The sequence below is a fragment of the Kribbella sp. NPDC004138 genome (assembly GCF_053603655.1).
The window spans coordinates 33,134-58,542 of the sequence record NZ_JBSGFZ010000009.1 but is presented as its reverse complement, the minus strand read 5'-3'; the positions used below and the strand labels follow the sequence as shown (position 1 = coordinate 58,542).

Sequence of the window (25,409 nt, the reverse complement as noted above, 5' to 3'; positions counted from 1 at the left end):
AGAGAGGATAGGGCGCATGGCATATCTGGATTTCAGGGATCAGGTCGTGGTGGTCACCGGGGCCAGTAGCGGGATCGGGGCCGCGGCGGCGGTCGGGTTCGCGGAGACGGGGGCCACGGTCGCGCTGCACTACCACCGCAACTCCGACGGCGCGAAGCACACCGTGGGGGCGGTGCAGACGGCCGGCGGTACGGCGTCCTTGCACCAGGCGGACCTCGCGGACCCGAAGGCGGCGGACGCGTTCGTCGACGAGGTGCTCGCGCAGCACGGGCGGATCGACGTCCTGGTCAACAACGCCGGTGACCTGGTGAACCGGTCCGCGATCGCCGAGGTCACCGACGAGGAGTTCCACCGGATCCTGGACGTCAACCTGACCTCGGTGTTCGCGCTCAGCCGGCGGATCGTGCCGGTGCTCCGGGCGCAGGGCGGCGGCTCGATCGTCAACGTCACGTCGATCGCCGGGCGGACCGGCGGCGCCGGCGGGTCGGTCGTCTACGCGACGTCGAAGGGCGCGGTCAGCACCTTCACCCGCGGTCTCGCCAAGGAACTCGCCCCGGAAGGTATCCGCGTGAACGCGATCGCCCCCGGCGTGATCAAGACCCCCTTCCACGACCGCCACACCGCCGACGCCCAGATGCAGGCCATGCTCACCACCATCCCGATGGGCCGGACCGGCACTCCCCACGAATGCGTCGGCACGATCCTCTTCCTGGCCTCCGAGCGGATGTCCTCGTACATCACCGGCCAGATCATCGAGGTCAACGGCGGTCAGCTGACGCCCTGAAGACCGCGTTGTGGTCCAAGACCTCACCGGTCGGCAGGTAACCCAGATCATCCAGTACGGCGTGCAGCCGCGCGCGCGACTCGGGGCGCTTGTCCTCGACGATCACGACGCGCGGCTGCAACCGCTTGAACGTCCGCGTGGCTCCGGACAGGGCGGCGATCTCGGCGCCTTCGATGTCGACCTTCACGACATCCAGCCGCTCCAGCCCGCAGGCCCAGTCGTCGAGCCGGACGACAGGCACCTCCTGCACCACCTCGCCGTCGCCGTACAGCGAACGCACCCCCGCGTCCGCCTCGTCGTACCGCCGGTCCGCCCGGAGCATCGCCAGCTCCGGTCGCTCACCGAGCGCCATCGGCACGACCTCCAGCTGTACGCCGTTGCGCGCCGCCGCCGCGCCGAGCTTCGCCACACTGTCCGCGGCCGGCTCGAACGCGATCACCCGCCCGCCCCCGAGCTCCTGCAACCGCTTCGCGACAGTCAGGGCATGGACACCGATGTTCGCGCCGACATCCAGCATCACGTCCCCCTGCCGCAGCTCAGCACGCAAGAACCGCCGTACGGCAGGCTCGTACCGTCCCGCGTAGTACAGAACAGCCTGCAGGTTGTCCCGCAGATCGAGCTCCAGCTCCACCCCCTGCCGCCGCACCAGCACCGTCGCGGCCCAGCGCGGCGAGATCTTCACCAGCCCCGGATTCGCCTCCGCCAACCGCGGCGAGATCCGCAGCGCGACCCGATGCACCCCCGCGTCGGTCAGCCCCTCGACCGCCCCCGCCATCCGCCCGGCCCGGCGCGCCGCCCCGGGACCCATCGCGCGCTCCACCGCAGATGCCAGGCTCCAGGCCAGCCGCCGTGCCCCCACGTCTCGGACGTCCATCCTCAGCCGTTACCCAGGATCAGGATGCATACTCACTTCGTGGGGGACGTCAACGTCGAGCTACGCCGCTCCGGCTTCGTGGAGTGGTGCTTCGTCTATGCCGACGAACTGTGGGCGCTGCTGCTCCTGATCCCCGTCGCCTTCGTCGGCAACGTGCTGACTCACGTGCTCGTGTTCAAGTGCGGTTGGACGCTGCACGTCTCCGCCGGTGACTACTACTACAAGAAGGTGCGCTACCGCTCGAAGGCCGCCGCCAAGGCCGACATCGAACGACAGCGGGAGTTGGCCGCGGCGATCGCACCGCCGGCTCCCGTCGAGCCGACGCGACTGCCCACACGAGGTGGATCCCTGCGCCGGCCCTGGTGACAGCGGACGTCCGCCACTCACTAACCTCCGGCCGGAGCACTGCGTCACGCTCAGCGGCACAGAGGAACCCGTGGTTAGTGAGTGACGGGTGTCCGGTTCATCGCGACAGTGTGCGGAAGCGGTGGGCAGATAGCGGCAGGAAGATGGCTACCAGCAGGAGCGGCGCGATGAGGGCCGCGACTTCCGCGTGGGTGCCGATCCAGGTGGCGGTGGCTGATGGGTCGGGGTTGCCGAAGAGGGCGCGGGAGGCGGTGGCGGTAGCTGACAGTGGGTTCCACTGGGCGATCGTGCCCAGCCAGGCCGGCATCGTCGACGTGGCGACGAAGGCGCTGGACAGGAAACCGATCGGCCAGACCAGGACCTGCACCATCGTCACGCTCTGCGCGTTCTTGACCGTGAGGCCGGTGAAGATGCCGACCCACAGCAAGGCGAACCGCAGCAGCAACAGCAACCCGAACGCGGCCAGTGCCGACGGCAGGCCTTCGTGCCATCGCCATCCGAGCACCAGCCCGGTCCCGACCAGGACGGCGAGCGTCACCGCCGAGTCGAGCATGTCGGCGATACAGCGCCCGAGCACGACCGCCGCCGAGCTCATCGGCAGTGACCGGAACCGGTCCGTCACGCCCTTCGAGACATCGGTGGTGACCGCGGTCATCGTGCCTTCGAGCCCGAAGAGCATCGCCAGCGCGAAGATCCCGGGCACGAGCAACTCGTAGTACGACGAACCGGGCGGCTCCATCGCCCCGCCGAGCAGCCCGCCGAACATCAGCAGCATCAGCACCGGGAAGAACCACTGGAAGATCACCAGTCCCGGCTGCATCCGCCAGTGCGTCAAGGTCCGCCGCGCGATCGTCCAGCTGTCCGCGAGCGCCCACCCCACGCCGTTCATGCGGCCGCCCCGGTCAGGTGCAGGAACACTTCGTCCAGCGTCGGCCTCCGCAACGTGATGTCCTCCGGCTCGATCTTTGCCTCATGCAACGAGTTCGCCAGCTGCACGAGCGCCTTCGTGCGATCCTTCACGGGAACGCTCACCCGGACGTCCTGCACCCGGACCTCCCCGTCCGCCAGCGCCGCCGCGAGCTCCAGCACCCGCGGGACCTCGGCCGGATCCGCGAGGACCAGATCCAGCCAGTCCGACCCCAGCCGCGTCTTCAACTCGTCCGGTGTCCCTTCCGCGACGACCTTCCCCGCCTTGAGCATGGAGATCCGGTCCGCCAGTTGGTCCGCCTCCTCCAGGTACTGCGTCGTGAGCAACACCGTCGTACCGCCCGCGACCAGCTGCCGTACGGCGGACCACACCTCGATCCGCGCCGCCGGGTCGAGCCCGGTCGTCGGCTCGTCGACGAACAGCACCCGCGGCGCCACGATCAGACTGGCCGCCAGATCGAGCCGCCGCCGCATCCCGCCGGAGTACTTGCTCACCGCCTGCCCGGCCGCCTCGGTCAGACCGAACCGCTCCAGCAACTCGTCCGCCCGGCCTTTGGCGTTCCTCAGATGGTTCAGCCGCGCGAACATCGCCAGGTTCTGCCGCCCGGTGAGGATCTCGTCCACCGCGGCGTACTGCCCGACCAGTCCGATCCGCCGTCGTACCTCCGCTCCTTGCCGGCGCACGTCGTACCCCGCGATCGTCGCCGTACCGGAATCCATCTCCAGCAATGTGGACAGGATCCGCACCGCTGTCGTCTTGCCGGCGCCGTTCGGGCCGAGCAGGCCCGTCACCGTGCCGGCCGTCACCTCCAGGTCGAAGCCGTTCAGCCCCGCGCCCTCCGTGCCGCCCCGGTAGTTCTTCCGTACGCCGACGGCCTCGATCACTCGTTCCGTGGTCACTTCCCACCTCTCCGCTCATTGAGCCGTAGAGTGTACCGTACATTGTACGGCTCAGGTACGATGCAGCCAACGACGAGCGCTGGAGGAAGGGTCCGAGTGGCGGGTAGGAAGGCGGCGGCACCCGATCCGGCGCGCAGCCTCGCGCTGCTCTGGGGAAGTCACACCAAGGCCGGCCGCTCGGGCCTGACGGTGCGTGCGATCGTCGGCGCGGCGATCGCGCTGGCGGACGAGGCCGGGCTCGAGGCGCTGTCGATGCGGATGGTCGCCGACCGGCTGAAGGTCGGCACGATGTCGCTCTACACGCACGTCCCGGGCAAGGGCGAGCTGACCGACCTGATGTTCGACCAGGTGTACGGCGACCTGTACGCCGGCGCGGACGAGCCGGCCCGGCAACCGGGCGGCTGGCGCAGTGCGCTCGAGTTCATCGCCCGGCGCAACTGGGACGTGCTGACCGCGCACCCGTGGATCCACGAGGTGCCGACGATGCGGACGGCGCTCGGGCCGAACATCACCCGGAAGTACGACACCGAGCTGCGTCCCCTGGACGGCCTCGGCCTGACCGACGTCGAGATGGACTCGGCGCTGACCCTCGTCCTCACCCACGTCCAGGGCACCGCGCGGGCGGGCGCCGAACAGCTGCGCACCCAGCGCGACTCCGGCCTGTCGGACGAGGAGTGGTGGCGTCAGATCTCTCCGACGCTCACCACGGTCATGTCCGGCACGCACTTCCCGGTCGCGGGGCGCGTCGGCACCTCGGTCGGCGAGCACTTCCAGTCGGTCATCGACCCGGCCCACGCGCTCAGCTTCGGGCTGGGCACGATCCTCGACGGTCTGGCCCAGCTGATCGAGTCGCGCTCAGCTGTTCAGTAGGTCCTCGAACGGAGTCGGGTTCTCGAAGGGGTCGGCCTGGGTGGGCGTCTCGTTGTGCAGAGCCGCGACCAGTTCGGTGGCGGCCTGCGTGATCCGTGCGCGGAGGCCGACGGCGTTCGGGCCCCAGTCGGTGGAGGCGGCGTACACAGCGGTCGGGACCGGCAGCGCCTTCAGGTAGGCGAACAAGGGCCGCAGGGCGAACTCCAGGACCAGCGAGTGCCGCTCGGTGCCGCCGGTCGCAGCCAGCAGGACGGGCTTGCCGGCCAGGGCCTTGTCGTCGAGCACGTCGAAGAACATCTTGAACAGACCGGAGTACGACGCGCTGAAGGTCGGGCTGACGACGATCAGGGCGTCGGCGGCGGCGACCGTGTCCAGGACCTCGCGCAGCGACGCCGACGGGAAACCGGTGAGCAGGTTGTCGGTCAGGGCGTGGGCGTGGTCGCGGACCTCGATCAGCTCGATCCGCGAGCCGATGCCGCGCCCGGACAGCTCGTCCCGCACGGCGACCGCCAGTTGGTCGGCGAGCAGCCGGGACGACGACGGCGTCGTCAGCCCGGCCGTCACGACCGCGATGACCTTGTCCTTCATCGGGTCGGCTCCTCGATCGTCTCCAGTTCACGCGCCCGCTCCGCGGCGGCCTTCAAGGAGGCGTGCGTCGGCGCGTCCGGTACGTGGGCCGGCTTCAACGCCGCGAACTCCTTCCGCAGCACCGGAATCACCTCTTCACCGAGGATGTCGAGCTGCTCCAGCACGGTCTTGAGCGGCAAGCCGGCGTGGTCGATCAGGAACAGCTGCCGCTGGTAGTCGCCGACCTGCTCGCGGAACGACAGCGTCCGCTCGATCACCTCTTGCGGGCTCCCGACCGTCAGCGGCGTCTCCCGGCTGAAGTCCTCCAGCGACGGTCCGTGCCCGTACACCGGCGCGTTGTCGAAGTACGGCCGGAACTCGCGGACCGCGTCCTGCGAGTTCTTCCGCATGAAGACCTGACCGCCGAGACCGACGATCGCCTGGTCGGCGGCGCCGTGCCCGTAGTGCTCGAAGCGCTGCCGGTACAGCTGGATCATCCGCTGCGTGTGCGACATCGGCCAGAAGATGTTGTTGTGGAAGAACCCATCGCCGTAGTACGCCGCCTGCTCGGCGATCTCGGGCGACCGGATCGACCCGTGCCAGACGAACGGCGGTACGTCGTCGAGCGGCCGGGGGGTCGACGTGAAACCCTGCAGCGGCGTGCGGAACTTGCCCTCCCAGTCGACGACGTCCTCGCGCCAGAGACGGCGCAGCAGGGCGTAGTTCTCGACGGCGAGCGCGATGCCGTTGCGGATGTCCTGACCGAACCACGGGTATACCGGACCGGTGTTGCCGCGCCCCATCATCAGGTCCACCCGGCCGTCGGCCAGGTGCTGCAGCATCGCGTAGTCCTCGGCGATCTTCACCGGGTCGTTGGTCGTGATCAGGGTCGTCGAGGTGGACAGGATGATCTTCGACGTCTGCGCCGCGACGAACCCGAGCTGGGTCGTCGGCGACGACGGCACGAACGGCGGGTTGTGGTGCTCACCCTGGGCGAACACGTCCAGACCGACCTCTTCGGCCTTCTTCGCGATCCGGACCATCGACTTGATCCGCTCGCCCTCGCTGACCGTGGTCCCGGTCGTCGGGTCCTCGGTCACGTCCCCGACGCTGAACACGCCGAACTGCATCCGTCCTCCTCGGGTAGGTAGTTCACTATTAAACTACTAACACCCACCAGAACACCAATCCTCGCCCGGGCATTCCGTCCTGGATACGCCGAAGGCCCGCGATCCGGACGGGATCGCGGGCCTTCGGGTGTCTCGGTCAGACGGTATGCGGTTTCAGCAGCTCGTCGTCGCCGGTGAGTGCGGCGGCGATCCGGCGGTGCTTGCCCGCCTCGTCGCGGCGGGACTGCCGCTCGAGGGTGCGGGCCAGCATCAGGTGGGCGTAGTACTCGGTCGGCTCGCGGTCGATGACCTCGAGGAGGTGTTCCTCGGCCGGCTTCAGCAGGGCCGCGTGGTAGTACGCCCGGGCCAGCAGCAGTCGCGTCCCGACGTCGTCGGGCGTCTCGTCGACCACCGGCTTCAGCGCCCGGATCGCACCGCGGTAGTCCCGCTCCTCGAAGTACTGCTGTGCCAGTCCGTAGCTCAGTGCGCGCATATCCTCCATGGGCCTCGCAACGCCGTACGCCGGGGCGGTATTCCTCAGGCCGCGTCGAGGACGGCCACCTGGTCCGGGGTCAGGCTCAGGTCGACGGCCGAGTACGAGTCGCGGATCGTCTCCGGGCGGCTCGAACCGGGGATCGGGATGACGACCGGGGACTTGGCGAGCATCCAGGCCAGCGTGAGCTTCTGCGGGCTCACACCGAGCTCGGCGGCCAGCGACTGGAAGGCCGGGTACTTGGCGCCCAGCTCGCCGGCGTTGGAGATGCCGCCGAGCGGGGACCACGGCAGGAAGGCGATACCGAGCTCGTCGCACAGCTCCAGCTCCGGCTCGCTCGAGCGGAACCGGGGCGAGAACTGGTTCTGCACCGACACCAGCCGGCCGCCGAGGATCTCGTTGGCCTGCTTGATCTGGGCGGGGTTCGCGTTCGAGATGCCCGCCATCCGGATCTTGCCGGCGTCGAGCAGGTCGCGGACGGCGCCGATCGAGTCCTCGTACGGCGTCTTCGGGTCGGGCCGGTGGAACTGGTACAGCCCGATCGCCTCGACGCCGAGCCGCTTCAGCGACGCCTCGGCGGCCTCCGCGATGTGCTTCGGCGAGCCGTCGAGGGTCCAGCTGCCGTCGCCGGGCCGCAGGTGGCCGCCCTTGGTCGCGACCAGCACGTCCGAGGTGTCGCCGCCGTACGTCGACAGCGCCTTGGCGATCAGGCTCTCGTTGTGGCCGACGTCGGTCGCGGTCAGGTGGTACGCGTCGGCGGTGTCGATCAGCGTGATGCCGGCGTCGAGGGCGGCGTGGATGGTCGCGATCGACCGGTCCTCGTCGGGCCGGCCCTCGATCGACATCGGCATCCCGCCGAGCCCGATCGCGGACACCTCGACGTCACCGATCCGGCGGGTCTTGTTCGTGTCAGCTGCCATACCCCCAACCTCCCGCGCGCGGACTGCGAAATCCAACAGGGATCTCCGCACGGATTCAGCACTCCGAGTGGTCAATGCCGAGTCAAGGGCTTACAAAACGTAGAGAAGTTACGTAAGAATATGGCGGAACTCACCTCAGGAACGGAGCCCGCCCGTGCCGTCCCGTCGTACCTTCCTCCAGCTCACCGGCCTCAGCGCGGCCTCGGTCACGCTCGGCATCTCCGCCCCGGCGACCGCCGACGCGACGCCGGCCCGCCCGATCCCCGACGGCGCGTTCGCCCTCGGGGTCGCGTCCGGGGACCCGCGCCCGGACGGTTTCGTCCTCTGGACCCGCCTCGCCCCGACCCCGCTCGCCACCGACGGCCACGGCGGCATGCCCGCCGTCGACGTGCCGGTGCAGTACGAGGTGGCCGAGGACAGCGGCTTCCGGCACGTCGTACGGCGCGGGCTCGCGATCGCCTCGCCGGAACTCGCGCACGCCGTCCATCCGCAGGTGGCCGGGCTCCGGCCGGGACGCGAGTACTTCTACCGCTTCCGCGTCGGCACGCAGCTCAGCCCGGTCGGCCGGACCAAGACCCTGCCGACGTACGGCGACCAGTTCACCTTCGCGACCGCGTCCTGCCAGGCCTGGTACCACGGGTACTTCGCCGCGCATCGCGACATCGCCCGCCGTGCTCCCGACGCGGTGTTCTTCCTCGGCGACTACATCTACGAGTACGGAATCGTTGCCGGTGACAACCTCTGGCGCGCGGGTGTCGCGGTCGGGCCGGAGCACGGCATCGAGATCGAGACGCTCGAGCAGTACCGGCTGCGCTACAGCCTCTTCAAGACCGACCCCGATCTCCAGGCCGCGCATGCGGTCGCGCCATGGTTCATGGTCTGGGACGACCACGAGGTGCAGAACAACTACGGCGCGGCCAACTCGTTGTACGGCGTACCGCCCGAGCTCTTCGTCCACCGCCGCGCCGTCGCGTACCGCGCGTACTACGAGAACGCCCCGCTCGCCCTCGAGAGCCTCCCGCAGGGGCCGGACAGCCGCGTCTACCGCCGGTACGACATCGGCTCGCTGGCCAGGGTGCACCTGCTCGACACCCGCCAGTACCGCGACCCGCTGCCTGTCGACGAGGCCGACCGCGTCTCCGAGCAGCGCACCATCATGGGCGCCGAGCAGGAAGCCTGGCTGTACGACGGCCTGCGCAGCTCGCCCGCGTCCTGGAACATCGTCGCGGGCGGCGTCGTCCTCACCGCCGTCACCGACGACCGCACCGAACAGTGGGACGGCTATCCCGCCAACCGGCGCCGCGTGCTCGAGGCGATGGCCGGTGCCGGGACGTCGGTGATGCTCACCGGCGACATCCACCGCCATGTCGCGTCGGAACTCCAGCTCGACGAGCGCACCGTCGGCGTCGAACTGGTGTGCTCGTCGGTCGGCTCGAACGGCGACGGCACCGACACCGATACCTACGCGAAGGACTGGCTGCAGCACCCGAACATCAAGCTCTACAACGCTCGTCGCGGCTACGTGCACAGCACGATGACCCGCACCGAGCTGACCACCGAGTTCGTCAACTTCCCGTACATCCAGGCCGACGCCAACGCTCAGCCGAACATCCTCGCCCGCTTCCGCACGCCCGTCGCCGATCCCCGCCTGGAGGCCTTGTAATGCGTCGTCCACCAGCAATCACCGGTCTGCACGGCAGCGGCGGCATCCGGATCGTGACGCTCGACTGGAAGCCCGTGTCGTGGGCGACCGTCGTCGACCACTACGCCGTCTACGCCGACGGCGCCCTGATCGGCAAGACCGTTTACCCGCACTTCGTCCATCGCGGCCTCGGCTTCACCGGCGTCACCAGGTCCTACTCCGTCGTCACGGTCGATGCCGCAGGCAACCGGTCGGGGGAGTCCGCGGCCGCGGCCGTCGCCAACCTGACCTCGGTGACGATCTCCGGTACGCCGGTGGCGACCGTCGGCACCTTCGACGGCAAGGGCTCCGAGCTCGCCCTCTCGCCGAAGGGCTACGCCCAGTATCCGACCCGCTTCCCGGCGGACGTCGACTACACGTTCGGTACGTCGACCCCGGCGGCGGACTGGTCGTACCTGCTGCCGGGGCCCGCCGACAAGTGGGCCGGCTCGAAGAACCACCGCGCGACGTTCCGCTTCGAGCTGCCCGCCGTGCCGTCGCAGGATCTCGATCTCGCGCTCTGGCTGATCGACAGCCACGCCAGCTTGGCTGCATCGGCGCTGCTGACGGTCAACGGGGTCGAGGTCGGCCGGCTCGCCTTCGCGAACGGCGCGACGAAGGGCTCGACGATTGCCGACAGCACCTATCCCGGCTCGCCGCTGAAACCGTCGTACCTCGAGCAGCCGTTGCCGCGGACGCTCTTCCGCCCAGGCGCCAACGTCCTCGAGCTCTTCAAGGACGTCGGCTCCTGGATCGCGTACGACGCTCTCGGCCTCTTCGCCCGGCGCTGAGGATCAGCCGGCGTGGACGTGCGGGCGCCGGTCCTCGACGACGTACGTCGCGCGGGTGCTGATCGGGGCGCCCGGCATGTCGACGTACGGCACGACGCGGAAGTCGTTGCGCCACTGGTGCTGGTCGACCGTGACCCGTGAGTACCCGCGCTGGGAGTTGAAGAACTTCAGGTGCGGGTTCGCGGCCAGGAACTGCTGTCCCTGGTCGGTCGTGTCGGCGCCGTTGCCGCCGCTGGTGATCGACGTACCGACGAACTCGGTGCCGACGGTCGCCGAGTCCGGGTCCGCGAAGTCGCGCTTCAGCTCGAGCGCGTAGTTCTGGTGCCGGTCGCCGGTGATCACCACCAGGTTGCGGACGCCGCTGTCCTGCGCGGCCGCGAGTACCTGGTTGCGCTCGGCAACATACCCGTCCCATGGGTCCAGCCAGACGTGCGTCTCCGGGCCGGGTGTCCAGTCGGTCTGGCCCATCGGCGCCTGGTTGCCGAGGATCTGCCAGCGCGCGTGCGAGGTCCGGAACCCGTTCAGCAGCCACTCGCGCTGCTTGCCGCCGAGCATCGTGTTGTCCGGGTCGAATCGGTCGTCGCAGGTCGACGAGTCGCCGTCGCCGCACGGCTGGTCGCTGCGGTACTGGCGGGTGTCGAGGATCGTGAAGTCCGCGAGCCGGCCGTACGGCAGCCGCCGGTGGTACCGGATGTCCGGCCCGGACGGCATCTGCTCGTGCCGCACCGGCATGTTCTCGTACAGGGCCTGGAACGCCTGCGCCCGGCGTGCGCGGAAGACCGCGGGGTCCTGGTCCGGCTCGGTGTCGATCTGGGAGATGTCGCCGGCCCAGTTGTTCTCCACCTCGTGGTCGTCGAATGTGTGGATCCACGGGTGCGCCGCGTGCGCGGCCTGCAGCGGGGCCTCGGTCTTGTACAGCGAGTACTGCAGCCGGTACCGCGCCAGGTCGAACGTCTCGGTGTGGAACCGCGGGTCGGTGGCGACGCCGCGCTTGTTGGTCTTCACCCCGGACTCGTACAGGTAGTCGCCGAGGTGGACGACGAGGTCGAGGTCCTCCTGGGCCATGTGGTCGTACGCCGTGAAGTGTCCGTCCTGCCATGCGTTGCAGGACGCGAACGCGAACCGCAGCTCCCGCGGCTGCGCGAACGGGTGCGGCGTGGTGCGGGTCCGGCCGGTCGGCGACACCTCGGCGCCGGTGCGGAAACGGTAGTAGTACACGTGGTCCGGCTGCAGGCCCTGGACCTCCGGGTGGACCGAGTGGCCGAGCTCGGGGGTCGCGACGACGCTGCCGCGGCGGACGACGTGCCGGAAGTTCTCGTCCCGGGCGACCTCGTACTCGACGCGGACCGGCTTCGCGGGCATGCCGCCCTTCCCGTCCACGGCGTACGGGTCGGTGGCGAGCCTGGTCCACAGCACCACGCTGTTCCACTGCGGGTCGCCCGACGCGACGCCGAGCGTGAACGGGTTGCCGGTGCCGGACGGGGCGGCGTACGTCGTCGAGGCGGTCCAGGCCCCGGTGCCGAGCAGTACGGCCGCGGAGCCCGCACCCCCGTACCCGAGGAAGCGACGGCGGGACACGGACATGGTTCCTCCAGATGCTGGGCGGTCGAAGCGGTGCCAGTGTTCTGGCGGAGAATGGCGGGGAGGTTAACGTGATCGTCCGGGAACTTAACGACAAGCGACGGTATGAATCCGGCCTTCGCTAGGCTGGCCCGAATTGTTAGCTACCGGGGAGTTACCAATGGCCTACGAACCTTGCCGTTACGCGCAGCGCTGGCCGGAGCTGTTCGAAGCGCTCGACGACGACCAGAAGCAGCGTGTCAGCGACGCGCTGTCGAACAACCGGCTCGAGGGCTGGGAGCCGCAGCGCGACGACGTCGCCGATCTGGTCGACCGCGAAGCAGGCCGCATCGACACCGCCGAGTACATCCGCCGGACCATGGCGAAGGTGACCCGCGGCGGCTCGGCGTGACCCAGGAGGTTTCCGCGCAGCTCTCCGAGGAGGAGCAGTGGAGAGCCGCCGAGAAGGAGCGCTGGAACGCCTACCTGTGGGAGCCCGGCAGCTGCCTGCGGAACAAGCTCGACATCAAGAACCCGATCGAGCTGCGCTTCACCGAATACGCGCTGCGGGCCAACCGGCAGGGTGAGATCGACCGCGGTGAGGCCGACATCCCTCGCACCTACGACAAGGCGCACATCCAGGCGATCCACCGGCACCTGCTGCAGGACGTGTACGACTGGGCCGGCCAGTTCCGGAACGTCCAGATCCAGAAGCAGGGCAACGAATTCGTTCCGCCGGGGCGGCTGGACGCGTGGACCGACAAGGTGAGCGCGAAGGTGCAGGACAAGGACTGGTCGACGATGTCGCGCGAGGAGTTCGTGCAGAGCATCTCCGAGGTCTACGCCTACCAGAACCTGACGCACCCGTTCCGCGAGGGCAACGGAGCCGCCGCCAAGGTGTTCGCCCAGCACGTGTCCGAGATGTCGCCGTACCGCCTCGACTTCGACAAGGTCGAGCGCGACGAGTGGAACGCCGCGGCCGACGCGTCGTACCCGAAGGACCTGGAGAAGAGCACGGACCCGGACCCGCGGGCGCTGTACGCCGTCTTCGACAAGATGACCGTCGAACGCGGCGCCGTGGTCCGCGCCGACCCGGAACTGGCGGCGGCGTTGCAGCTGCAGAACTCGACGTACGCCGGCGTGGACGCCCAGCACACGACCGGCAGGGGCGAGCGTCCCGACACCCACGGCGTCGACCGGGTCGCCGCGCAGGAAACCGAACGCGAAGACTGAGCCCGGGCGCCGCCGGTGCAGGATAGGCGGTATGCAGACCGACGAACGGATCCGCCGTGCCCGGCCGGACGACGTACCGGCGATCGTGGAGCTCGTGTACTCCCTCGCGGAGTACGAACGCGCCCGCCACGAGTGCCACCTGACCGCCGACCAGCTGCACACCGCACTCTTCGGCGCCACGCCCGCCGTGTTCTGCCACGTCGCCGAACACGAGGGCGAGGTCGTCGGCTGCGCGATCTGGTTCCTCAGCTTCTCCACCTGGCGCGGCGTCCACGGCATCTACCTCGAAGACCTCTTCGTCCGCCCCGAAACCCGCGGCACCGGCCTCGGCAAGGCCCTCCTCACCGCCCTCGCCCAGGAATGCGTCCGCAACACCTACGAACGCCTGGAATGGTCCGTCCTCAACTGGAACACCCCCGCCATCGACTTCTACAAGTCCCTCGGCGCCACCCCCCAAGACGAATGGACCATCTACCGCCTGACCGACGAGGCCCTCACTAGCCTGGGTTCGTGAGGAACCGCCGCCGCAGTTCGGTGAGCAACTGGTTCTTGTCGGTGAACGGACTCGTTGCCAGCCAAACCGTTTCGACGGCGACCTGCTCGTTGCCGCCGTACCCGGCCTCTTCGCAGGCACGTCGCGCCGCCCAGCGAGCGATCGAAAGCAGCGTCTCCGGCTCGGTCTGCTCGAGCACGTCCACCAAGGCCCGATCCAGCACCGACAGCTCGCGGCAGTAGGGGGCACGCTCCATCCGCTCGGTCGGCAACGCCCCGCCCCAGGCCGCCACCCGTTCGGCCAGCCGTTCCGCCTCGGCCTGGCGGGCCTTCTCGCGCTTACGCTCGGCGAACTCCTCCGGTGTGGGTTGCTGGCGGGCGAACTTGTGGTGGTACGCCGCCTGCCGGCTCGTCTCCTTCACCACCCGATCAGGCGCCGGCCGCGCCGGCCAGAACTGCAGCAGGTACCGATCGACCGACGGCTCGTCGTCCATCGGCGGACCGGCTTGATGGCCGGCATCCATCCCCCAGGCGGAGTACCGAACCCGGTAGTCCACCCCCGGCTGGAGCTCCAGTGGCCACGACCCGCTCCCACCCCACGAGACCAGGGCGGCGTCCCCGATCGGCCGGTACGACGCCTCGACCACGTCCTCCGCGCTGTACTCGACCGACGGCATCCGCTCGTGTACCTCGACCGTGAACCCGACCTTGCCCGTATGCAACCCAGTGATCAGGAACAACTTCCCCGCCACCGCAGCACCACACAGCCCGTTCCGCTGCCCGGCAAAGCACTCCCCGAGATCAGCGAAGTCCTCCCCGCTCTCCACATAAATCTGCGCATAGGCAACCCACGCAGACCCCGTCATCACCGTGCGCATGGCTTAATCCCCCCAGGATCGTTGGTGCCGGGGTCCTTTCAACCACACTCCGGGTGTTCGCGCCAGTCGTGCGGCTAGGTACGGCGGCTCTTGGCGGCGTACATGGCCTGGTCGGCTTCGTGGAGGAGGGTGTCGAGGTCGTTGGTGGCGGGGGTGATGGGGACGGTGCCGACGCTGGTGGTGACCTCGACGGCGATGTTGGGGAGGGGGCGGCTGACGGCGGATTCCAGGCGGGTGAGGAGCGTGGTGAGGTCGTCGCCGGAGATGTCCTCGGCGAGGACGGCGAACTCGTCTCCGCCGAGCCGGGCGACCGTGTCGCCGTGGCGGACGGCGGTGCTGAGGCGGGTGGCGATCTCGCGGAGTGCGCGGTCGCCGGCCTCATGGCCATAACCGTCGTTGACGAGTTTGAAGTGGTTGAGGTCGCAGAACAGCAGCGCGCCCGGGCGGCCGGTGATCCGGGTCTGTTCCAGGACCTTGGCGAACCGGTGCTGCAGGAGCCGGCGGTTCGGCAGGCCGGTCAGGGGGTCGTGCGCCGCGTGGTGCCGGAGCTCGCGCTCGGCGTCCTTGCGGGCCGTCACGTCGTCGATCTGGACGAGCAGGATCCGCGGCAGGCCGGCGCCTTGCTCGACGAGTGACGCCGTACCGCCGAGCCAGATCGCGTTCCCGCTGGGCTGCGTGAACACCCGCTCGAATCGGTAGGTACCGTTGCTGGCGGCAAGTTTCTCCAGCTCGGTCCGGGTCTGCTCCGGCTCCTCGTCCCGCAGGAAGCTGACCAGCCGCGTCCCGATCAGCTGGTCCGGGGTGTAGCCGGTGATCCGGCAGAACGCGGCGTTCACCCGCAGGATCCGGCCCAGCTCGGGTCCGTCGAACGCGACCGTCGCCATCCCGTTCCCGGCGCCTTCGAAGACCAGCCGGAACGTCGCCTCGCTCGCCTCCAGCCGGGTCTTCTCGGCCAGCAGCCGGTCGGTCAACCGGGCTTTGTCGATCGCGAGCCCTGCCTGGGTGGCGAAGATCTCCAGCAGTTCCCGGTGGATCGGCCCCGGCCGCCGCTGGTCCTCGGGCAGGTCGACCGAGAGCATCCCGACCAGCTCGCCGTCGGAGGAGTACAGCGGCGCGAACAGCGCGTCCAGCGGGTGCCAGGCCTCCGGCGCGTCCGAGACCGGTACGTCGGGCACCCAGCCGGTGACCTCGCCCTCCGGCAGCCGCTCGTGCGGCACGAACCGGAGCTTGCCCCACTCGTCGGCGATCGCGAACTCGGCGTCGAACAGGTCCGCCGCGCTCACCTTCCCGAGCAGCGCCGACCGGGCCCCCGGCGACCCGGCCACGGCGATCACCTCGAACTTGCCGTCCGGGTGCCGGAGGTTCAGCACGGCGATGCCGAAACCGAGCCCGTTCACGACCCCGTCAACGACCGCCTGCAGTGTCTCGGCAAGGCTCCGCCCGGCGCCCATCCGCGCGCTCACCTCGTACAAGCGCCGTACGGCGGACAGCCGGACCGTGGGCTCGTTCTGCACTCGTTGAGAATAAGCCGATTTCACCGGGGGTGAGCAGGTGTACGCACAGGTGACCCGGTTAAGCGTTTGCTATGAGATGCGTCAGTACCGCAATTCGGTCAGTCCGCGGTAGCTGCGTTCGGCCGACTGCCAGGCGTCGGCGGGCTTGTCGTGTTCGACCAGATACTGCTCGACACCGCCCGCGTCGGCGTGCGCGAACATCGCGCCGAAGTCGAGCTTCCCGGCCCCGACGTCCTCCCAGGAGCCGTCCGCGGCCATGTCCTTGACGTGCAGCGCGGGGAACCGGCCCGGGTGCTCCTGGAACAGCTTCGCCGGGTCGTGCCCGCCGTCCACCGCCCAGTACAAGTCCAGCTCGAACCCGAGCAGCTCCGGGTCCACGTCCAGCAGGATGTCGTACAGCACCTGCCCGTCGACCTCGTCGAAGTCCCGGCCGTGGTTGTGGAAGAGCAACTTCAGGCCGTTGTCCCGCGCGACCTTGCCGGCCTCGGTGAACGCGGCCGCCGCGGTCCGGAAGCCCTCGACCGAGTGCAGCTCGGACGGAATCGACGGTACGACGGCCCACTGCGCGCCGAGCGTCTTCACATCGGCCAGCGCGCCGGCCCAGTCGTCGCTCAGCCGCGCGTACCCGACGTGCTCGAGCACGATCGCGAGCCCGGCATCGTCCGCGAACCCGCGGATCTCGTCGGCGCTGTGGTCGAACCGCCCGCTCACCCCCACCGTGCGGTACCCGATCCCGGCGAGCCGCTTCAACGTCCCCGGGTAGTCCTCGGCCAGCACGTCCCGCATCGTGTAGAGGTGCATGCCGATTCCGTCGGCAGGAATGGTCCGGTCAGTCATACAGGCTCCTTCGTCAGAGGACGTGTTCCTGATACCTCGCCAGCGCCAGGTCGAAGACTTCCTGCCCCGGCGCGTCCCACAACTGCTGGTTGAAGATCTCGACCTCGATCGGTCCGTCGTACCCGGCCGCGTCGCAGGCCGCGCGCAGCCGGCGCAGCTCGATCGCACCGTCGCCCATCATGCCGCGCCCGAGCAGCGTGTCCGCGGGCAGCGGAACCACCCAGTCGCTGACCTGGTACGACACGATCCGCTCGCCGGCCCGCTCGATCTGCCGGTACACGTCCGCGTCCCACCACAGGTGGTAGGCGTCCACGATCACGCCTACCTGCGACGCCGGGAACTGCTCGGCGAGGTCGAGCGCGCCGCCCAGCGACGACACCACGCAGCGGTCCGAGCAGAACATCGGGTGCAGTGCCTCGACCGCCAGCGTGACGCCGCGCTCCTCGGCGTACGGCGCCAGCTCGGCGAGCCCGTCGCGCACCATCGCGCGCGCACCGTCGAGGTCGCGGGACCCGGCCGGGAGCCCGCCGCTGACGAGCACGAGGACCGGCGTGCCGAGGGTCGCGGCCTCGTCGATCGCGCGCCGGTTGTCCTCGATCTTCGCCTTCCGCTCGGCGGCGTCGGTCGAGGTGAAGAAGCCGCTGCGGCACAGCGACGAGACCTTCAGGCCGGCGTCGGCGACCAGCTTCGCCGCCTGGTCGACGCCGTACTCCTGGATCGGCTCGCGCCACAGCCCGATCCACTCCAGCCCGGCCTTCGCGCTCGCCGCCACGACGTCCTCGAGCGGCCAGTACTTCGTGGTCGCCTGATTGAGGCTGTACCGGTTCATGCGTCGATCCCGCCGACCCGCAACAGCTGCCGGAACCGGTCGACGGCCAGCTCCGGATTCGTCAGTACGCCGGCCTGGTCCGCGAGCCGGAAGGTGTCCGCCAGGTGGGGCAAAGACCGGCCCGTCTGCAGACCGCCGACCATCGTGAACCCAGGCTGGAACCCGTTCAGCCAGGCCAGGAACGCGATCCCGGTCTTGTAGTAGTACGTCGGCGCGGAAAAGATCTGCCGAGCCAGCGGTACGGTCGGCTGGAACACCCGCTCGTAGGTCTCCAGGTCACCGGAATCCAGCGCGTGCAGAGCTGCTGCTGCCGCCGGGGCGATCGCGGCGAAGATCCCGAGCAACGCGTCGCTGTGTCGCTCGCCGTCGCCGCGGATCAGCCCGGGGTAGTTGAAGTCGTCCCCGGTGTAGAGCCGGACGCCCGCGGGCAGGCAGTTGCGCAGGGCAACTTCCTTCGAGGCGTCGAGGAGGCTGACCTTGATCCCGTCGACCTTCTCGACGTTGGCGTTGATCAGTTCCACGACGGTCGCGGCCGCGGAATCGAACGAGTCGCCGCCCCAGTACCCCTCCAGGGCGGGGTCGAACATGGGGCCCAGCCAGTGCAGGATCACCGGCTGGGTGGACTGGGTGAGAAGGCGGTCGTACACCTTGCGGTAGTCGTCCGGCGACTCCGCCACCGCGCACAAGGCCCGGCTGGCCATCAGGATCGGCCGTGCGCCGACATCCTCGGCAGCGGCCAACTGCTCTTCGTACGCGCCGATGACCGCATCCAGGGTGGCCGGACCCGTCAGCTGGTCGGTGCCGACGCCGACGGCGATCCTGCCGTCCGGCGCTTCGGCGGCGGACCGGCGGATCAGCTCCTGCGTTGCCTTCCAGTCGAGGCCCATGCCGCGCTGCGCGGTGTCCATCGCCTCGGCGACCGACAGGCCCAGCGACCACAGGTGCCGCCGGAACTCCAGCGTGTGCTCCCAGTCGATCACCGCGGGCGCCCCGGGCGCGTTGTCCCCGAGCGGATCCGCCACCACGTGCGCCGCGGCGAACGCGAGCCGTGAGCGCGCCGGCGAATAGGTGCCCCGAGCAACCGGTTCGCCGGTCAGCCGGTACTTCTCGAGTCCCCCGTGGACAGGAAGGTTCAGCTCCATCAGTTGGCCCCGAGATCGAGCGTCGGGACCTCGAGCTTGCGGCCCTCGTGCCACGACTTCAGACCCAGCTCGGCGAGCTGGACGCCCTTCGCGGCCTCGACGAAGTCCCAGGTGAACGGCGCGTCGTCGACCACGTGCCGCAGGAACATCTCCCACTGCACCTTGAAGCCGTTGTCCATGGGCTCGTTGTCCGGCACCGTCGCCCACTGGTCGCGGAACTGCTCGGTGACCGGGATGTCCGGGTTCCACACCGGCTTCGGGGTCGCGGACCGGTGCTGGACGCGGCAGTTGCGCAGGCCGGCGACCGCGGAGCCCTCGGTCCCGTCGACGTGGAACTCGACCAGCTCGTCGCGGAACACCCGCGTGGCCCAGGACGAGTTCAGCTGCGCGACGATCCCGCCCTCGAGCTCGAACACGCCGTACGCCGCGTCGTCGGCGGTCGCGGTGTACGGGTCGCCGTTCTCGTCGACCCGGGTCGGGATGTGTGTGGCGCCTTGGCAGTACACCGACTTCACGGAGCCGAACGTCTGGTCGAGCACGTACCGCCAGTGGCAGAACATGTCGAGGATGATGCCGCCGCCCTCTTCGGACTTGTAGTTCCAGGACGGCCGCTGCGCCTCCTGCCAGTCACCCTCGAAGACCCAGTAGCCGAATTCGCCGCGGACCGAGAGGATCCGGCCGAAGAACCCGCCGTCGACCAGCCGCTTCAGCTTCCGCAGGCCGGGCAGCGACAGCTTGTCCATCACCACGCCGTTCTTCAGCCCGGAGTCGACCACGAGCTTGGCCAGGTCGACGGCCGCGTCCAGGCTCTCGGCGATCGGCTTCTCGCAGTAGATCGCCTTGCCGGCCTCGACCGCGGCCCGGACGCCCTTCTCGCGCAGCTGGGTGAGCTGGGAGTCGAAATAGATCTCGACGTCCGGCTGGGCCAGCGCCTCGGCCAGATCGGTGGTCCACCGCTCCAGCCCGTACTGCTCGGCGATCCGGCGCAGCTTGAGTTCGTTGCGGCCGACCAGGATCGGCTCGGGGATGATCATCGTGCCGTCGGCGGCGGGCAGTCCGCCCTGCTCCCGGATCGCCACGATGGAACGCTCGAGGTGCTGGCGCAGGCCCATCCGGCCGGTGACGCCGTTCATCACGATGCCGATGCGTCGCTCGTTCACAGTTCTACCTCTCACGCTCGGGTGGTGTCATAGACGTCGAGGCGGCCGCACATACCGTGCCGGCCGAACTCGGTGGGGGTCGGAAGTCGGTGGAGTTCGGCGGTCTGCAGGTGCGGCGCGGTGCCGGCCTCCAGCGCGTCCAGCGCGGCGCCGGTCTCGTCCGCGAGCCGCCGGGCGCCCTGTTCCCAGCGCTTGCGCCAGTCGGCGAGCTGCGGCCGCACGATCCGGACCGCTGCCGCGAAGAACTCGTCCAGCGCCGCGGGGCCTTCCGCCTCGTACCGCTCCCGCAGGACGGCGTATCCCTGGAGCGCGAGGTCGCGACGGGCCATCGCCGACCGGGTACGGGCCGCGCCCTCGCCGGTCAGGGCGGTCGCCGCCAGGTACGTCTCGCGGTCGGCGAGGTATTCGGGCGGCAGCGTCAGGACGGCGTCGCCGGCCTCGGGAAGTCCGGAGTTGGACATCAGGGTGAGGATCTGCAGCCCGCCGTCGTTGACCAGCCGGTGGATCGTGCCGGGGTCGAACCAGACGACGGTTCCGGCCTGCAGCGGGGTCTCGGTGTAACCCTTCGTGTTCAGGGTCTGTACGGCGCCGGCGCCGGCGATCACGCAGTACCCCTCGGAGCAGGCCAGGTGGACGTGCGGCGTACCGCCGACCAGGCCGTCGGGCGCCTCGACGTCGTACACCGTCAGCTTCGAGATGCCGATGCCGCCGGGCAGGGCCGCAGCCGGACCGGGCTCGAACTCACACATGGACGCCTCCCTCCCGCAGGCTTGGAAAGGGCTTTCCGCAGCCTGTGATCGCAACCATAGGTGGGCGCCCCGGCCGAGTCAACCTGTAACGGAAAGCGATCTCCGACACGCTGCGGAACGGTTGGGCGGTCGAGCACGTCGTAGCCGGTCGACAAGACATTCGCCCTCCGGCCCGCGGGCCGGACTCTTGTGGAGGTGGTTATGGCCGACAGAATCAGCCGGCGGCAGGCGTTGATGCTCGGTGGAGGTGCGCTGGCCGCACTCGGCTCGGCGGCCGGTGCGCCGACGGCTTCGGCGGCACGGCCGGTGGAGCGGGGCGCGGCGGCGCAGGCGGGGACGGGGTGGTTCCGGCTACCCGTCGTGACGGCGAACATCGGGCGCAAGCACCTCGGCGCCCGGGAGGCCGCGATCACGGCCGTACGCGGCGGCGACCCGGGCCATCGGCCGTTCGTCGGCTGGCAGGAGATCAGCGAGGGCGACTCGGGGGAGCCGCCGATGATCACGCGGCACTTCGGCAGCAAGTACCGCAACGCGTTCCTGCACGACCCCAAGTCGTTCCGGGTGCCGATCTCGGTCCCGGAGCCGTGGAAGATCGTGAACTCGAAGCGCACCTTCGTCCACGGCGGCATCGCCCACGTGACGCCGCCCCGGTACATCAACGAGGTGGTCATCGAGCACAGCGCGCACCCGGGGCTGAAGTTCGCCCTGATCAACTCGCACTACATCGCGAACGCGTACAACGGCACCAAGAACCCGAACCTGCTGGACGAGTGGCAGCTGCACAAGAAGCTGCACCGCGAGCGCGTGATGGCCCACCACAACCAGGGCCACCTGGTGATCTGGACCGCGGACACCAACAACCCCGGCTACGTGCGGGCCACCGGCCAGGACAGCGAGCACCGGGCCTTCTTCAAGGGCATCGACCGGATCAACTGGCTGCCCGGCGACGGCAAGGTCCGGCTGGACCTGGTCAACACCAAGGTGATCCCGATGAACGTCGACGGCCACGACGCCCGGCTGGCCGTGTTCCGGATCAAGCTGGCCTGACGCGGACCGTCGCGACCGCCTGAGCCCATTCGTCCCGGCGCCGGCCACGATCGCCGGCGCCGGGACCGGGCTCGAACGTCCGGTACGACCGCTTCCCCGCCCAGCCGGTCGTCGCACCGAGCTCCGTCCAGGCCAGCTCGGCGACACCCAGAGCGGAAATCTCCGGTACGTCGGACGCCTCGACCGGATGACCGAGCAGATCAGCCTGGGTCTGCATGAGCAGGTCCGACACCGTCGCGCCGCCGTCCGCGCGGAGGCTGCTGAGCGGGCCCGGGATCGTGTCCGCGATGTCGCAGATCTGGTGCGCGACCGCGTCGACGGCGGCCCGCGCGATGTGCGCCCGCGTCGTCGAGCTGCTCATGCCGGTCAGGGCCGCCCGCGCTTCACGGTCCCAGTGCGGTGCGCCGAGTCCCGCGAACGCCGGCACCAGGACGACGCCCTCCGCCGCCGGGACCGTCCCCGCGAGAGCCGTCAAGGCGCCGACGTCGGGAAGACCGAGCAGGTCTGCGGTCCAGGCGAGCGCGGCGCCGGACGACACGATGTTGCCTTCCAGCGCGTACAGCGGCCGGTCGGTCAGCCAGGCGAGCGTGCATCCGCCCGGTGCGAACCCGTCCACCGGCGTCATCACCGACGAGCCGGTCCCGTACGTCGCCTTCACCAGACCCGCCTCGGTGCAGCCCTGCCCGTACATCGCCGCATGCGAGTCCGCGAGCACAGCGACGATCGGAATCCCGTCAGGCAGACCTGGCACGCCGGATGTGGTCCCGAACCCCGCGTCCGACGCCCGAACGTCGGGCAACGCATCCCGGGGCACCCCGAACGCGTCCAGTAGTTCTTCCGACCAGTCCAGGGTCATCAGGTCGTACAGCAAGGTCCGCGATGCGTTCCCCGCCTCGGTCAGATGCTCGCGGCAACCAGTCAGGCGGTAAGTCAGCCAGGAGTCGACGGTGCCGACCAGTGCGTCGGATCGGTCGAGCAGCCAGCGCATCTTCGGTGCGGAGAACATCGCGTCGACCCGCAGCCCCGTGCGACGGCGTACGAGATCGTCGACGGACTCAGGTAGTTGGGTACACCAACTAGTGGTGCGAACATCCTGCCAGCCGAGCACCGGACCGACCGACTCGCCCGAGGAATTCCAGCAGACCACGGACTCGCGCTGGGTGGACAACGCGATCCCCACGACCTCCACCTCCGGTGTGAGGCAGGACCGCACAGCCTGGAGAACGCTCTGCCACAGGTTGTCGGCGTCCTGCTCCACCCAGCCCGGGTGCGGGGTCGAGAGCGTGACGGGGGCCGAGCCGGTGCCGAGCACGGTTCCGTCGGCGGCGACCAGGACCGCCTTGGAGTTGGTCGTGCCCTGGTCGATCGCGAGTACCGCCTGGACCATCGGCCCTCCAAGTTTCAACTGAGCTCTTGACGTGACTCTAGCCGCGTGGTGACACTCATGGCGACAGGTTATGCAGTAGTGAATATCTATTCGCACACAAGTCGGAGGAGACCGCGTGAAGCCGAGCAGACGCCGGGTGATCATCAACACCGATGCCAAGAACGAGGCGGACGACCAGTTCGCGATCGTGCACGGGCTGCTGTCGCCGACCTTCGACGTCCGCGGCCTGATCCCCGCGCACTTCGGCACCCGCCGGTCGGATCGCAGCATGGAGGAGTCCCGCGAGGAGATCGACCTGCTGCTGGACCTGATGGACCTGACCGGCCGGGTCACCGTCGCGAACGGCGCCCCGACCGGCATCCCGGACGAGCAGACCCCGCTCGACTCGCCCGGCGCCCGGCTGATCATCGAGGAGTCCAAGCTCGCCTCCGAGGGCGACCCGCTGTTCGTGTCGTTCCTCGGGCCGCTGACCGACATGGCCTCGGCGATCCTGCTCGACCCGGAGCTCGTCGGCCGGAACGTGATCGTGATCTGGATCGGCGGCCGCGGCTACAACGGCTACGCCGCCGACCACCGGATGGAGTTCAACCTGTCGAACGACATCCACGCGGCCAATGTCGTGTTCGGGTCCGGGATCACGGTCTGGCAGGTCCCGAGCGACGTCTACACGAAGGTCTCGGTCAGCTACGCCGAGCTCGAGGAGAAGATCGGCGACGCCGGTCCGCTCGGCAAGTACCTGATCGAGCAGCTGGTGGAGTGGAACGCCACCTGGCACGGCGAGCCGATCGAGTCCCGCTCCCTCGGCGACTCGCCCGCCATCTCCTTGATGCTCTACCCGCACAGCGGCAACTTCCGGACCCGCCCGGCGCCGCGCTTCGGTGTCGACGGCTGGTACCTGCCCGGCACCGACAACCCCATCCAGGTCTGCGAGCAGGTCGACGTCCGGTTCCTGCTCGAGGACATGTTCGCCAAGATCCGCCGTTCTGCCCGCCTAAGGAGCAACTCATGAGCAACCTCTCCCGCCGGGGATTCCTCGGTCTCACGTCCGCCGCCGCGCTCGGCGCCGGTCTGTCCGCCTGCACGGGCGGTGGTACGTCGACCGGCGGGGGAGCCACTCAGGCAGCGTCGAACAACCTGCGGCTGTTCACCTACGAGGGTGACGAGACGATCGGGTTGCTGAAGGCGCAGGTGAAGAAGTTCGACGCGCAGAACGGGACCACGACCACGGTCGACAGCCTGCCCGGCTCGGGGGCGGCGGTGTACCCGGACAAGCTGCGCACGGAACTGCTCGGCGGCAAGGGCCCGGACGTCTGGCGGATCTGGGGCGGCCAGATCGGAGCGCCGTTCGCGAAGGCCAAGCAGGCGCTCGACCTGACGCCGTACTACTCCAAGTACGGCTGGGACTCGAAGATCAACACCCAGGCGATCGGCGGGATGACCTTCGAGGGGATGAAGGCCGGGGTGCCGTTCGTGTCCCTCGGCATCGGTGCCTGGTACAACAAGTCGCTGTTCGCGAAGGCCGGCGTCAGCGCCCCGCCGAAGACCTACGCCGAGCTGGAAGCGATCAACGACAAGCTGGTGGCCGTCGGAGTGACGCCGCTCGGGACCGGCGGCAAGTACGGCTGGCACATCATGCGGCTGTTCGAGTACCTGCTCGAGCACACCGCGGGACCGGAGCTGCACGACAAGCTGCTGACCGGCGCCGAGAGCTGGGACCGGCCCGAGGTGGTCGAGGCGTTCGCGCTGTTCAAGAAGTGGCAGGACAAGAAGTGGCTGCCGCAGGGCGCGCTCGGGCTCGACCCGGCCGACATCGAGCCGGCGTACGTCCAGGGCAAGACGGCGTACACGATCACCGGACCGTGGACCGAGGCCGCGGCGATCCTGTCGGCGAAGAAGAGCTCGTCGGCGTTCGGCAACTTCGAGCTGCCGACCGACAAGAGCCCGGCCCGGCACTCCGGGTTCGTCGAGGGCTACATGATCAACGCGAAGTCCGGTAACGCGGACAAGGCCGCGGCGCTCATCGACTTCATCATCCAGCCGGCCACCCAGAAGGCGCTGCAGGTCACTGCCTCCACGGTCAAGGGCGCCGAGCCCGACCCGAAGACGTTGCCGCTGGCGGCCGAATGGGCGCAGAAGTACGGCAGCAACCCGTTCTACACGATCCAGGACCAGGCGTTCCCGAAGAAGCAGGCCGACCAGTACTTCAGCGTGCAGAGCGACCTGCTGCAGGGCTCGGTCGCGCCGGACGCCGCGGCCAAGAAGATGCAGGAGATCGTCTCCGCCTGGGCGAAGAGCTGAG

Annotated in this window: 27 protein-coding genes; 11 read left to right on the top strand and 16 right to left on the bottom strand. The window is 69.3% G+C overall.

The genetic code is table 11. The features are described from left to right. Positions 1-16: 16 nt before the first annotated feature. Entirely contained in the window at positions 17-784 is a 768-nt protein-coding gene (locus ACWEOO_RS14570; RefSeq protein WP_452143367.1) for an SDR family NAD(P)-dependent oxidoreductase, read from the top strand. Here ACWEOO_RS14570 and ACWEOO_RS14565 read toward each other — a convergent pair. Continuing rightward, positions 759-1,658, bottom strand: coding sequence for an FkbM family methyltransferase (locus ACWEOO_RS14565; RefSeq protein WP_452143366.1), 900 nt, complete (start codon positions 1,656-1,658; stop codon positions 759-761). The two genes, ACWEOO_RS14570 and ACWEOO_RS14565, sit on opposite strands and share 26 nt — an antisense overlap. Before the next feature lie 39 nt (positions 1,659-1,697). On the opposite strand from ACWEOO_RS14565, the gene ACWEOO_RS14560 reads away from it, so the two are divergent. Beyond that, positions 1,698-2,024: a hypothetical protein gene (locus tag ACWEOO_RS14560; protein WP_452143365.1), complete on the top strand. Its 327-nt coding sequence runs from the start codon at positions 1,698-1,700 to the stop codon at positions 2,022-2,024. Positions 2,025-2,121: 97 nt separating this feature from the next. Here the strand turns inward: ACWEOO_RS14560 and ACWEOO_RS14555 are convergent, their stop codons facing one another. Further along, positions 2,122-2,913: an ABC transporter permease gene (locus ACWEOO_RS14555; protein WP_452143364.1), complete on the bottom strand. Its 792-nt coding sequence runs from the start codon at positions 2,911-2,913 to the stop codon at positions 2,122-2,124. After that, positions 2,910-3,851, bottom strand: a complete 942-nt coding sequence (locus ACWEOO_RS14550) for an ATP-binding cassette domain-containing protein (RefSeq protein ID WP_452143363.1) — start codon at positions 3,849-3,851, stop codon at positions 2,910-2,912. Before ACWEOO_RS14550 ends, ACWEOO_RS14555 begins: the two co-directional genes overlap by 4 nt. A gap of 96 nt (positions 3,852-3,947) precedes the next feature. On the opposite strand from ACWEOO_RS14550, the gene ACWEOO_RS14545 reads away from it, so the two are divergent. After that, entirely contained in the window at positions 3,948-4,721 is a 774-nt protein-coding gene (locus tag ACWEOO_RS14545; RefSeq protein ID WP_452143362.1) for a TetR/AcrR family transcriptional regulator, read from the top strand. Here ACWEOO_RS14545 and ACWEOO_RS14540 read toward each other — a convergent pair. From ACWEOO_RS14540 to ACWEOO_RS14525, 4 genes are all read right to left on the bottom strand, one after another. Beyond that, positions 4,707-5,309: an FMN reductase gene (locus ACWEOO_RS14540; RefSeq protein WP_452143361.1), complete on the bottom strand. Its 603-nt coding sequence runs from the start codon at positions 5,307-5,309 to the stop codon at positions 4,707-4,709. The genes ACWEOO_RS14545 and ACWEOO_RS14540 overlap by 15 nt on opposite strands. Next, on the bottom strand, positions 5,306-6,418 hold the full coding sequence (locus tag ACWEOO_RS14535; RefSeq protein WP_359940128.1) for an LLM class flavin-dependent oxidoreductase: 1,113 nt from the start codon (positions 6,416-6,418) through the stop codon (positions 5,306-5,308). Before ACWEOO_RS14535 ends, ACWEOO_RS14540 begins: the two co-directional genes overlap by 4 nt. A 136-nt stretch (positions 6,419-6,554) precedes the next feature. Continuing rightward, the gene (locus tag ACWEOO_RS14530) at positions 6,555-6,890 is read right to left on the bottom strand and encodes a tetratricopeptide repeat protein (RefSeq protein ID WP_363707252.1); all 336 of its coding nucleotides are present in this window, start codon (positions 6,888-6,890) and stop codon (positions 6,555-6,557) included. A 44-nt stretch (positions 6,891-6,934) separates the two neighbouring features. Continuing rightward, the gene (locus tag ACWEOO_RS14525; RefSeq protein ID WP_452143360.1) at positions 6,935-7,810 is read right to left on the bottom strand and encodes an aldo/keto reductase; all 876 of its coding nucleotides are present in this window, start codon (positions 7,808-7,810) and stop codon (positions 6,935-6,937) included. 154 nt (positions 7,811-7,964) lie between these two features. Between ACWEOO_RS14525 and ACWEOO_RS14520 the strand changes: the two genes are divergently transcribed. Together ACWEOO_RS14520 and ACWEOO_RS14515 are read left to right on the top strand one after the other, a co-directional pair. Continuing rightward, positions 7,965-9,473 (top strand): alkaline phosphatase D family protein, encoded by a 1,509-nt coding sequence (locus ACWEOO_RS14520; protein WP_452143359.1) that lies wholly within the window; start codon positions 7,965-7,967, stop codon positions 9,471-9,473. Beyond that, positions 9,473-10,282 (top strand): polysaccharide lyase family protein, encoded by an 810-nt coding sequence (locus ACWEOO_RS14515; RefSeq protein ID WP_452143358.1) that lies wholly within the window; start codon positions 9,473-9,475, stop codon positions 10,280-10,282. Before ACWEOO_RS14520 ends, ACWEOO_RS14515 begins: the two co-directional genes overlap by 1 nt. A gap of 3 nt (positions 10,283-10,285) precedes the next feature. On the opposite strand, the gene ACWEOO_RS14510 is transcribed toward ACWEOO_RS14515, so the two are convergent. Next, complete coding sequence (locus ACWEOO_RS14510; protein ID WP_452143357.1) at positions 10,286-11,866, bottom strand: alkaline phosphatase D family protein; 1,581 nt, start codon at positions 11,864-11,866, stop codon at positions 10,286-10,288. A 157-nt stretch (positions 11,867-12,023) separates the two neighbouring features. Between ACWEOO_RS14510 and ACWEOO_RS14505 the strand changes: the two genes are divergently transcribed. Genes ACWEOO_RS14505 through ACWEOO_RS14495 form a run of 3 tightly spaced genes read left to right on the top strand, consistent with a single transcriptional unit; the run spans position 12,024 to position 13,589 of the window. Beyond that, the gene (locus tag ACWEOO_RS14505; protein WP_355693036.1) at positions 12,024-12,254 is read left to right on the top strand and encodes an antitoxin VbhA family protein; all 231 of its coding nucleotides are present in this window, start codon (positions 12,024-12,026) and stop codon (positions 12,252-12,254) included. Next, a complete protein-coding gene (locus ACWEOO_RS14500; RefSeq protein ID WP_452143356.1) occupies positions 12,251-13,075 on the top strand; it encodes a Fic/DOC family protein in 825 nt (274 codons plus the stop codon). The genes ACWEOO_RS14505 and ACWEOO_RS14500 overlap by 4 nt, the downstream gene beginning before the upstream one ends. A 31-nt stretch (positions 13,076-13,106) precedes the next feature. After that, positions 13,107-13,589, top strand: coding sequence for an N-acetyltransferase family protein (locus tag ACWEOO_RS14495; protein WP_452143355.1), 483 nt, complete (start codon positions 13,107-13,109; stop codon positions 13,587-13,589). Here ACWEOO_RS14495 and ACWEOO_RS14490 read toward each other — a convergent pair. The 7 genes from ACWEOO_RS14490 to ACWEOO_RS14460 form a co-directional block, all read right to left on the bottom strand. Beyond that, the gene (locus ACWEOO_RS14490; protein WP_452143354.1) at positions 13,573-14,319 is read right to left on the bottom strand and encodes a hypothetical protein; all 747 of its coding nucleotides are present in this window, start codon (positions 14,317-14,319) and stop codon (positions 13,573-13,575) included. The two genes, ACWEOO_RS14495 and ACWEOO_RS14490, sit on opposite strands and share 17 nt — an antisense overlap. A gap of 200 nt (positions 14,320-14,519) precedes the next feature. Further along, a complete protein-coding gene (locus tag ACWEOO_RS14485; RefSeq protein ID WP_452143353.1) occupies positions 14,520-15,959 on the bottom strand; it encodes a diguanylate cyclase domain-containing protein in 1,440 nt (479 codons plus the stop codon). Between the two features lie 81 nt (positions 15,960-16,040). Next, positions 16,041-16,796 carry a sugar phosphate isomerase/epimerase family protein gene (locus ACWEOO_RS14480; RefSeq protein WP_452143352.1) on the bottom strand — a complete coding sequence of 252 codons (756 nt, stop codon included), beginning with the start codon at positions 16,794-16,796 and terminating at the stop codon, positions 16,041-16,043. 13 nt (positions 16,797-16,809) lie between these two features. Then, on the bottom strand, positions 16,810-17,625 hold the full coding sequence (locus tag ACWEOO_RS14475; protein ID WP_452143351.1) for a sugar phosphate isomerase/epimerase family protein: 816 nt from the start codon (positions 17,623-17,625) through the stop codon (positions 16,810-16,812). Further along, entirely contained in the window at positions 17,622-18,767 is a 1,146-nt protein-coding gene (locus ACWEOO_RS14470) for a dihydrodipicolinate synthase family protein (RefSeq protein ID WP_452143350.1), read from the bottom strand. Before ACWEOO_RS14470 ends, ACWEOO_RS14475 begins: the two co-directional genes overlap by 4 nt. After that, positions 18,767-19,927 carry a Gfo/Idh/MocA family protein gene (locus ACWEOO_RS14465; protein WP_359940091.1) on the bottom strand — a complete coding sequence of 387 codons (1,161 nt, stop codon included), beginning with the start codon at positions 19,925-19,927 and terminating at the stop codon, positions 18,767-18,769. The genes ACWEOO_RS14470 and ACWEOO_RS14465 overlap by 1 nt, the downstream gene beginning before the upstream one ends. Positions 19,928-19,938: 11 nt before the next feature. Continuing rightward, positions 19,939-20,676 (bottom strand): cupin domain-containing protein, encoded by a 738-nt coding sequence (locus ACWEOO_RS14460; protein ID WP_452143349.1) that lies wholly within the window; start codon positions 20,674-20,676, stop codon positions 19,939-19,941. Between the two features lie 201 nt (positions 20,677-20,877). On the opposite strand from ACWEOO_RS14460, the gene ACWEOO_RS14455 reads away from it, so the two are divergent. After that, positions 20,878-21,723 (top strand): hypothetical protein, encoded by an 846-nt coding sequence (locus ACWEOO_RS14455; protein WP_452143348.1) that lies wholly within the window; start codon positions 20,878-20,880, stop codon positions 21,721-21,723. On the opposite strand, the gene ACWEOO_RS14450 is transcribed toward ACWEOO_RS14455, so the two are convergent. Next, positions 21,710-23,110, bottom strand: coding sequence for an FGGY family carbohydrate kinase (locus ACWEOO_RS14450; protein ID WP_452143347.1), 1,401 nt, complete (start codon positions 23,108-23,110; stop codon positions 21,710-21,712). The genes ACWEOO_RS14455 and ACWEOO_RS14450 overlap by 14 nt on opposite strands. Before the next feature lie 115 nt (positions 23,111-23,225). On the opposite strand from ACWEOO_RS14450, the gene ACWEOO_RS14445 reads away from it, so the two are divergent. Together ACWEOO_RS14445 and ACWEOO_RS14440 are read left to right on the top strand one after the other, a co-directional pair. Further along, positions 23,226-24,119 (top strand): nucleoside hydrolase, encoded by an 894-nt coding sequence (locus tag ACWEOO_RS14445; RefSeq protein ID WP_452143346.1) that lies wholly within the window; start codon positions 23,226-23,228, stop codon positions 24,117-24,119. Further along, positions 24,116-25,408, top strand: coding sequence for an ABC transporter substrate-binding protein (locus tag ACWEOO_RS14440; protein WP_452143345.1), 1,293 nt, complete (start codon positions 24,116-24,118; stop codon positions 25,406-25,408). Before ACWEOO_RS14445 ends, ACWEOO_RS14440 begins: the two co-directional genes overlap by 4 nt. The last annotated feature ends 1 nt before the right edge of the window (position 25,409 follow it).

Excerpts from the sequence above, each read along its gene's own strand:
- ACWEOO_RS14480 (WP_452143352.1), bottom strand. The coding sequence starts at position 16,796 with ATGACTGACCGGACCATTCCTGCCGACGGAATCGGCATGCACCTCTAC.
- ACWEOO_RS14570 (WP_452143367.1), top strand. The coding sequence starts at position 17 with ATGGCATATCTGGATTTCAGGGATCAGGTCGTGGTGGTCACCGGGGCC.
- ACWEOO_RS14505 (WP_355693036.1), top strand. The coding sequence starts at position 12,024 with ATGGCCTACGAACCTTGCCGTTACGCGCAGCGCTGGCCGGAGCTGTTC.
- ACWEOO_RS14455 (WP_452143348.1), top strand. The coding sequence starts at position 20,878 with ATGGCCGACAGAATCAGCCGGCGGCAGGCGTTGATGCTCGGTGGAGGT.
- ACWEOO_RS14475 (WP_452143351.1), bottom strand. The coding sequence starts at position 17,625 with ATGAACCGGTACAGCCTCAATCAGGCGACCACGAAGTACTGGCCGCTC.
- ACWEOO_RS14510 (WP_452143357.1), bottom strand. The coding sequence starts at position 11,866 with ATGTCCGTGTCCCGCCGTCGCTTCCTCGGGTACGGGGGTGCGGGCTCC.
- ACWEOO_RS14495 (WP_452143355.1), top strand. The coding sequence starts at position 13,107 with ATGCAGACCGACGAACGGATCCGCCGTGCCCGGCCGGACGACGTACCG.
- ACWEOO_RS14565 (WP_452143366.1), bottom strand. The coding sequence starts at position 1,658 with ATGGACGTCCGAGACGTGGGGGCACGGCGGCTGGCCTGGAGCCTGGCA.
- ACWEOO_RS14470 (WP_452143350.1), bottom strand. The coding sequence starts at position 18,767 with ATGGAGCTGAACCTTCCTGTCCACGGGGGACTCGAGAAGTACCGGCTG.
- ACWEOO_RS14450 (WP_452143347.1), bottom strand. The coding sequence starts at position 23,110 with ATGGTCCAGGCGGTACTCGCGATCGACCAGGGCACGACCAACTCCAAG.
- ACWEOO_RS14535 (WP_359940128.1), bottom strand. The coding sequence starts at position 6,418 with ATGCAGTTCGGCGTGTTCAGCGTCGGGGACGTGACCGAGGACCCGACG.
- ACWEOO_RS14525 (WP_452143360.1), bottom strand. The coding sequence starts at position 7,810 with ATGGCAGCTGACACGAACAAGACCCGCCGGATCGGTGACGTCGAGGTG.
- ACWEOO_RS14440 (WP_452143345.1), top strand. The coding sequence starts at position 24,116 with ATGAGCAACCTCTCCCGCCGGGGATTCCTCGGTCTCACGTCCGCCGCC.
- ACWEOO_RS14540 (WP_452143361.1), bottom strand. The coding sequence starts at position 5,309 with ATGAAGGACAAGGTCATCGCGGTCGTGACGGCCGGGCTGACGACGCCG.
- ACWEOO_RS14460 (WP_452143349.1), bottom strand. The coding sequence starts at position 20,676 with ATGTGTGAGTTCGAGCCCGGTCCGGCTGCGGCCCTGCCCGGCGGCATC.
- ACWEOO_RS14555 (WP_452143364.1), bottom strand. The coding sequence starts at position 2,913 with ATGAACGGCGTGGGGTGGGCGCTCGCGGACAGCTGGACGATCGCGCGG.
- ACWEOO_RS14530 (WP_363707252.1), bottom strand. The coding sequence starts at position 6,890 with ATGCGCGCACTGAGCTACGGACTGGCACAGCAGTACTTCGAGGAGCGG.
- ACWEOO_RS14515 (WP_452143358.1), top strand. The coding sequence starts at position 9,473 with ATGCGTCGTCCACCAGCAATCACCGGTCTGCACGGCAGCGGCGGCATC.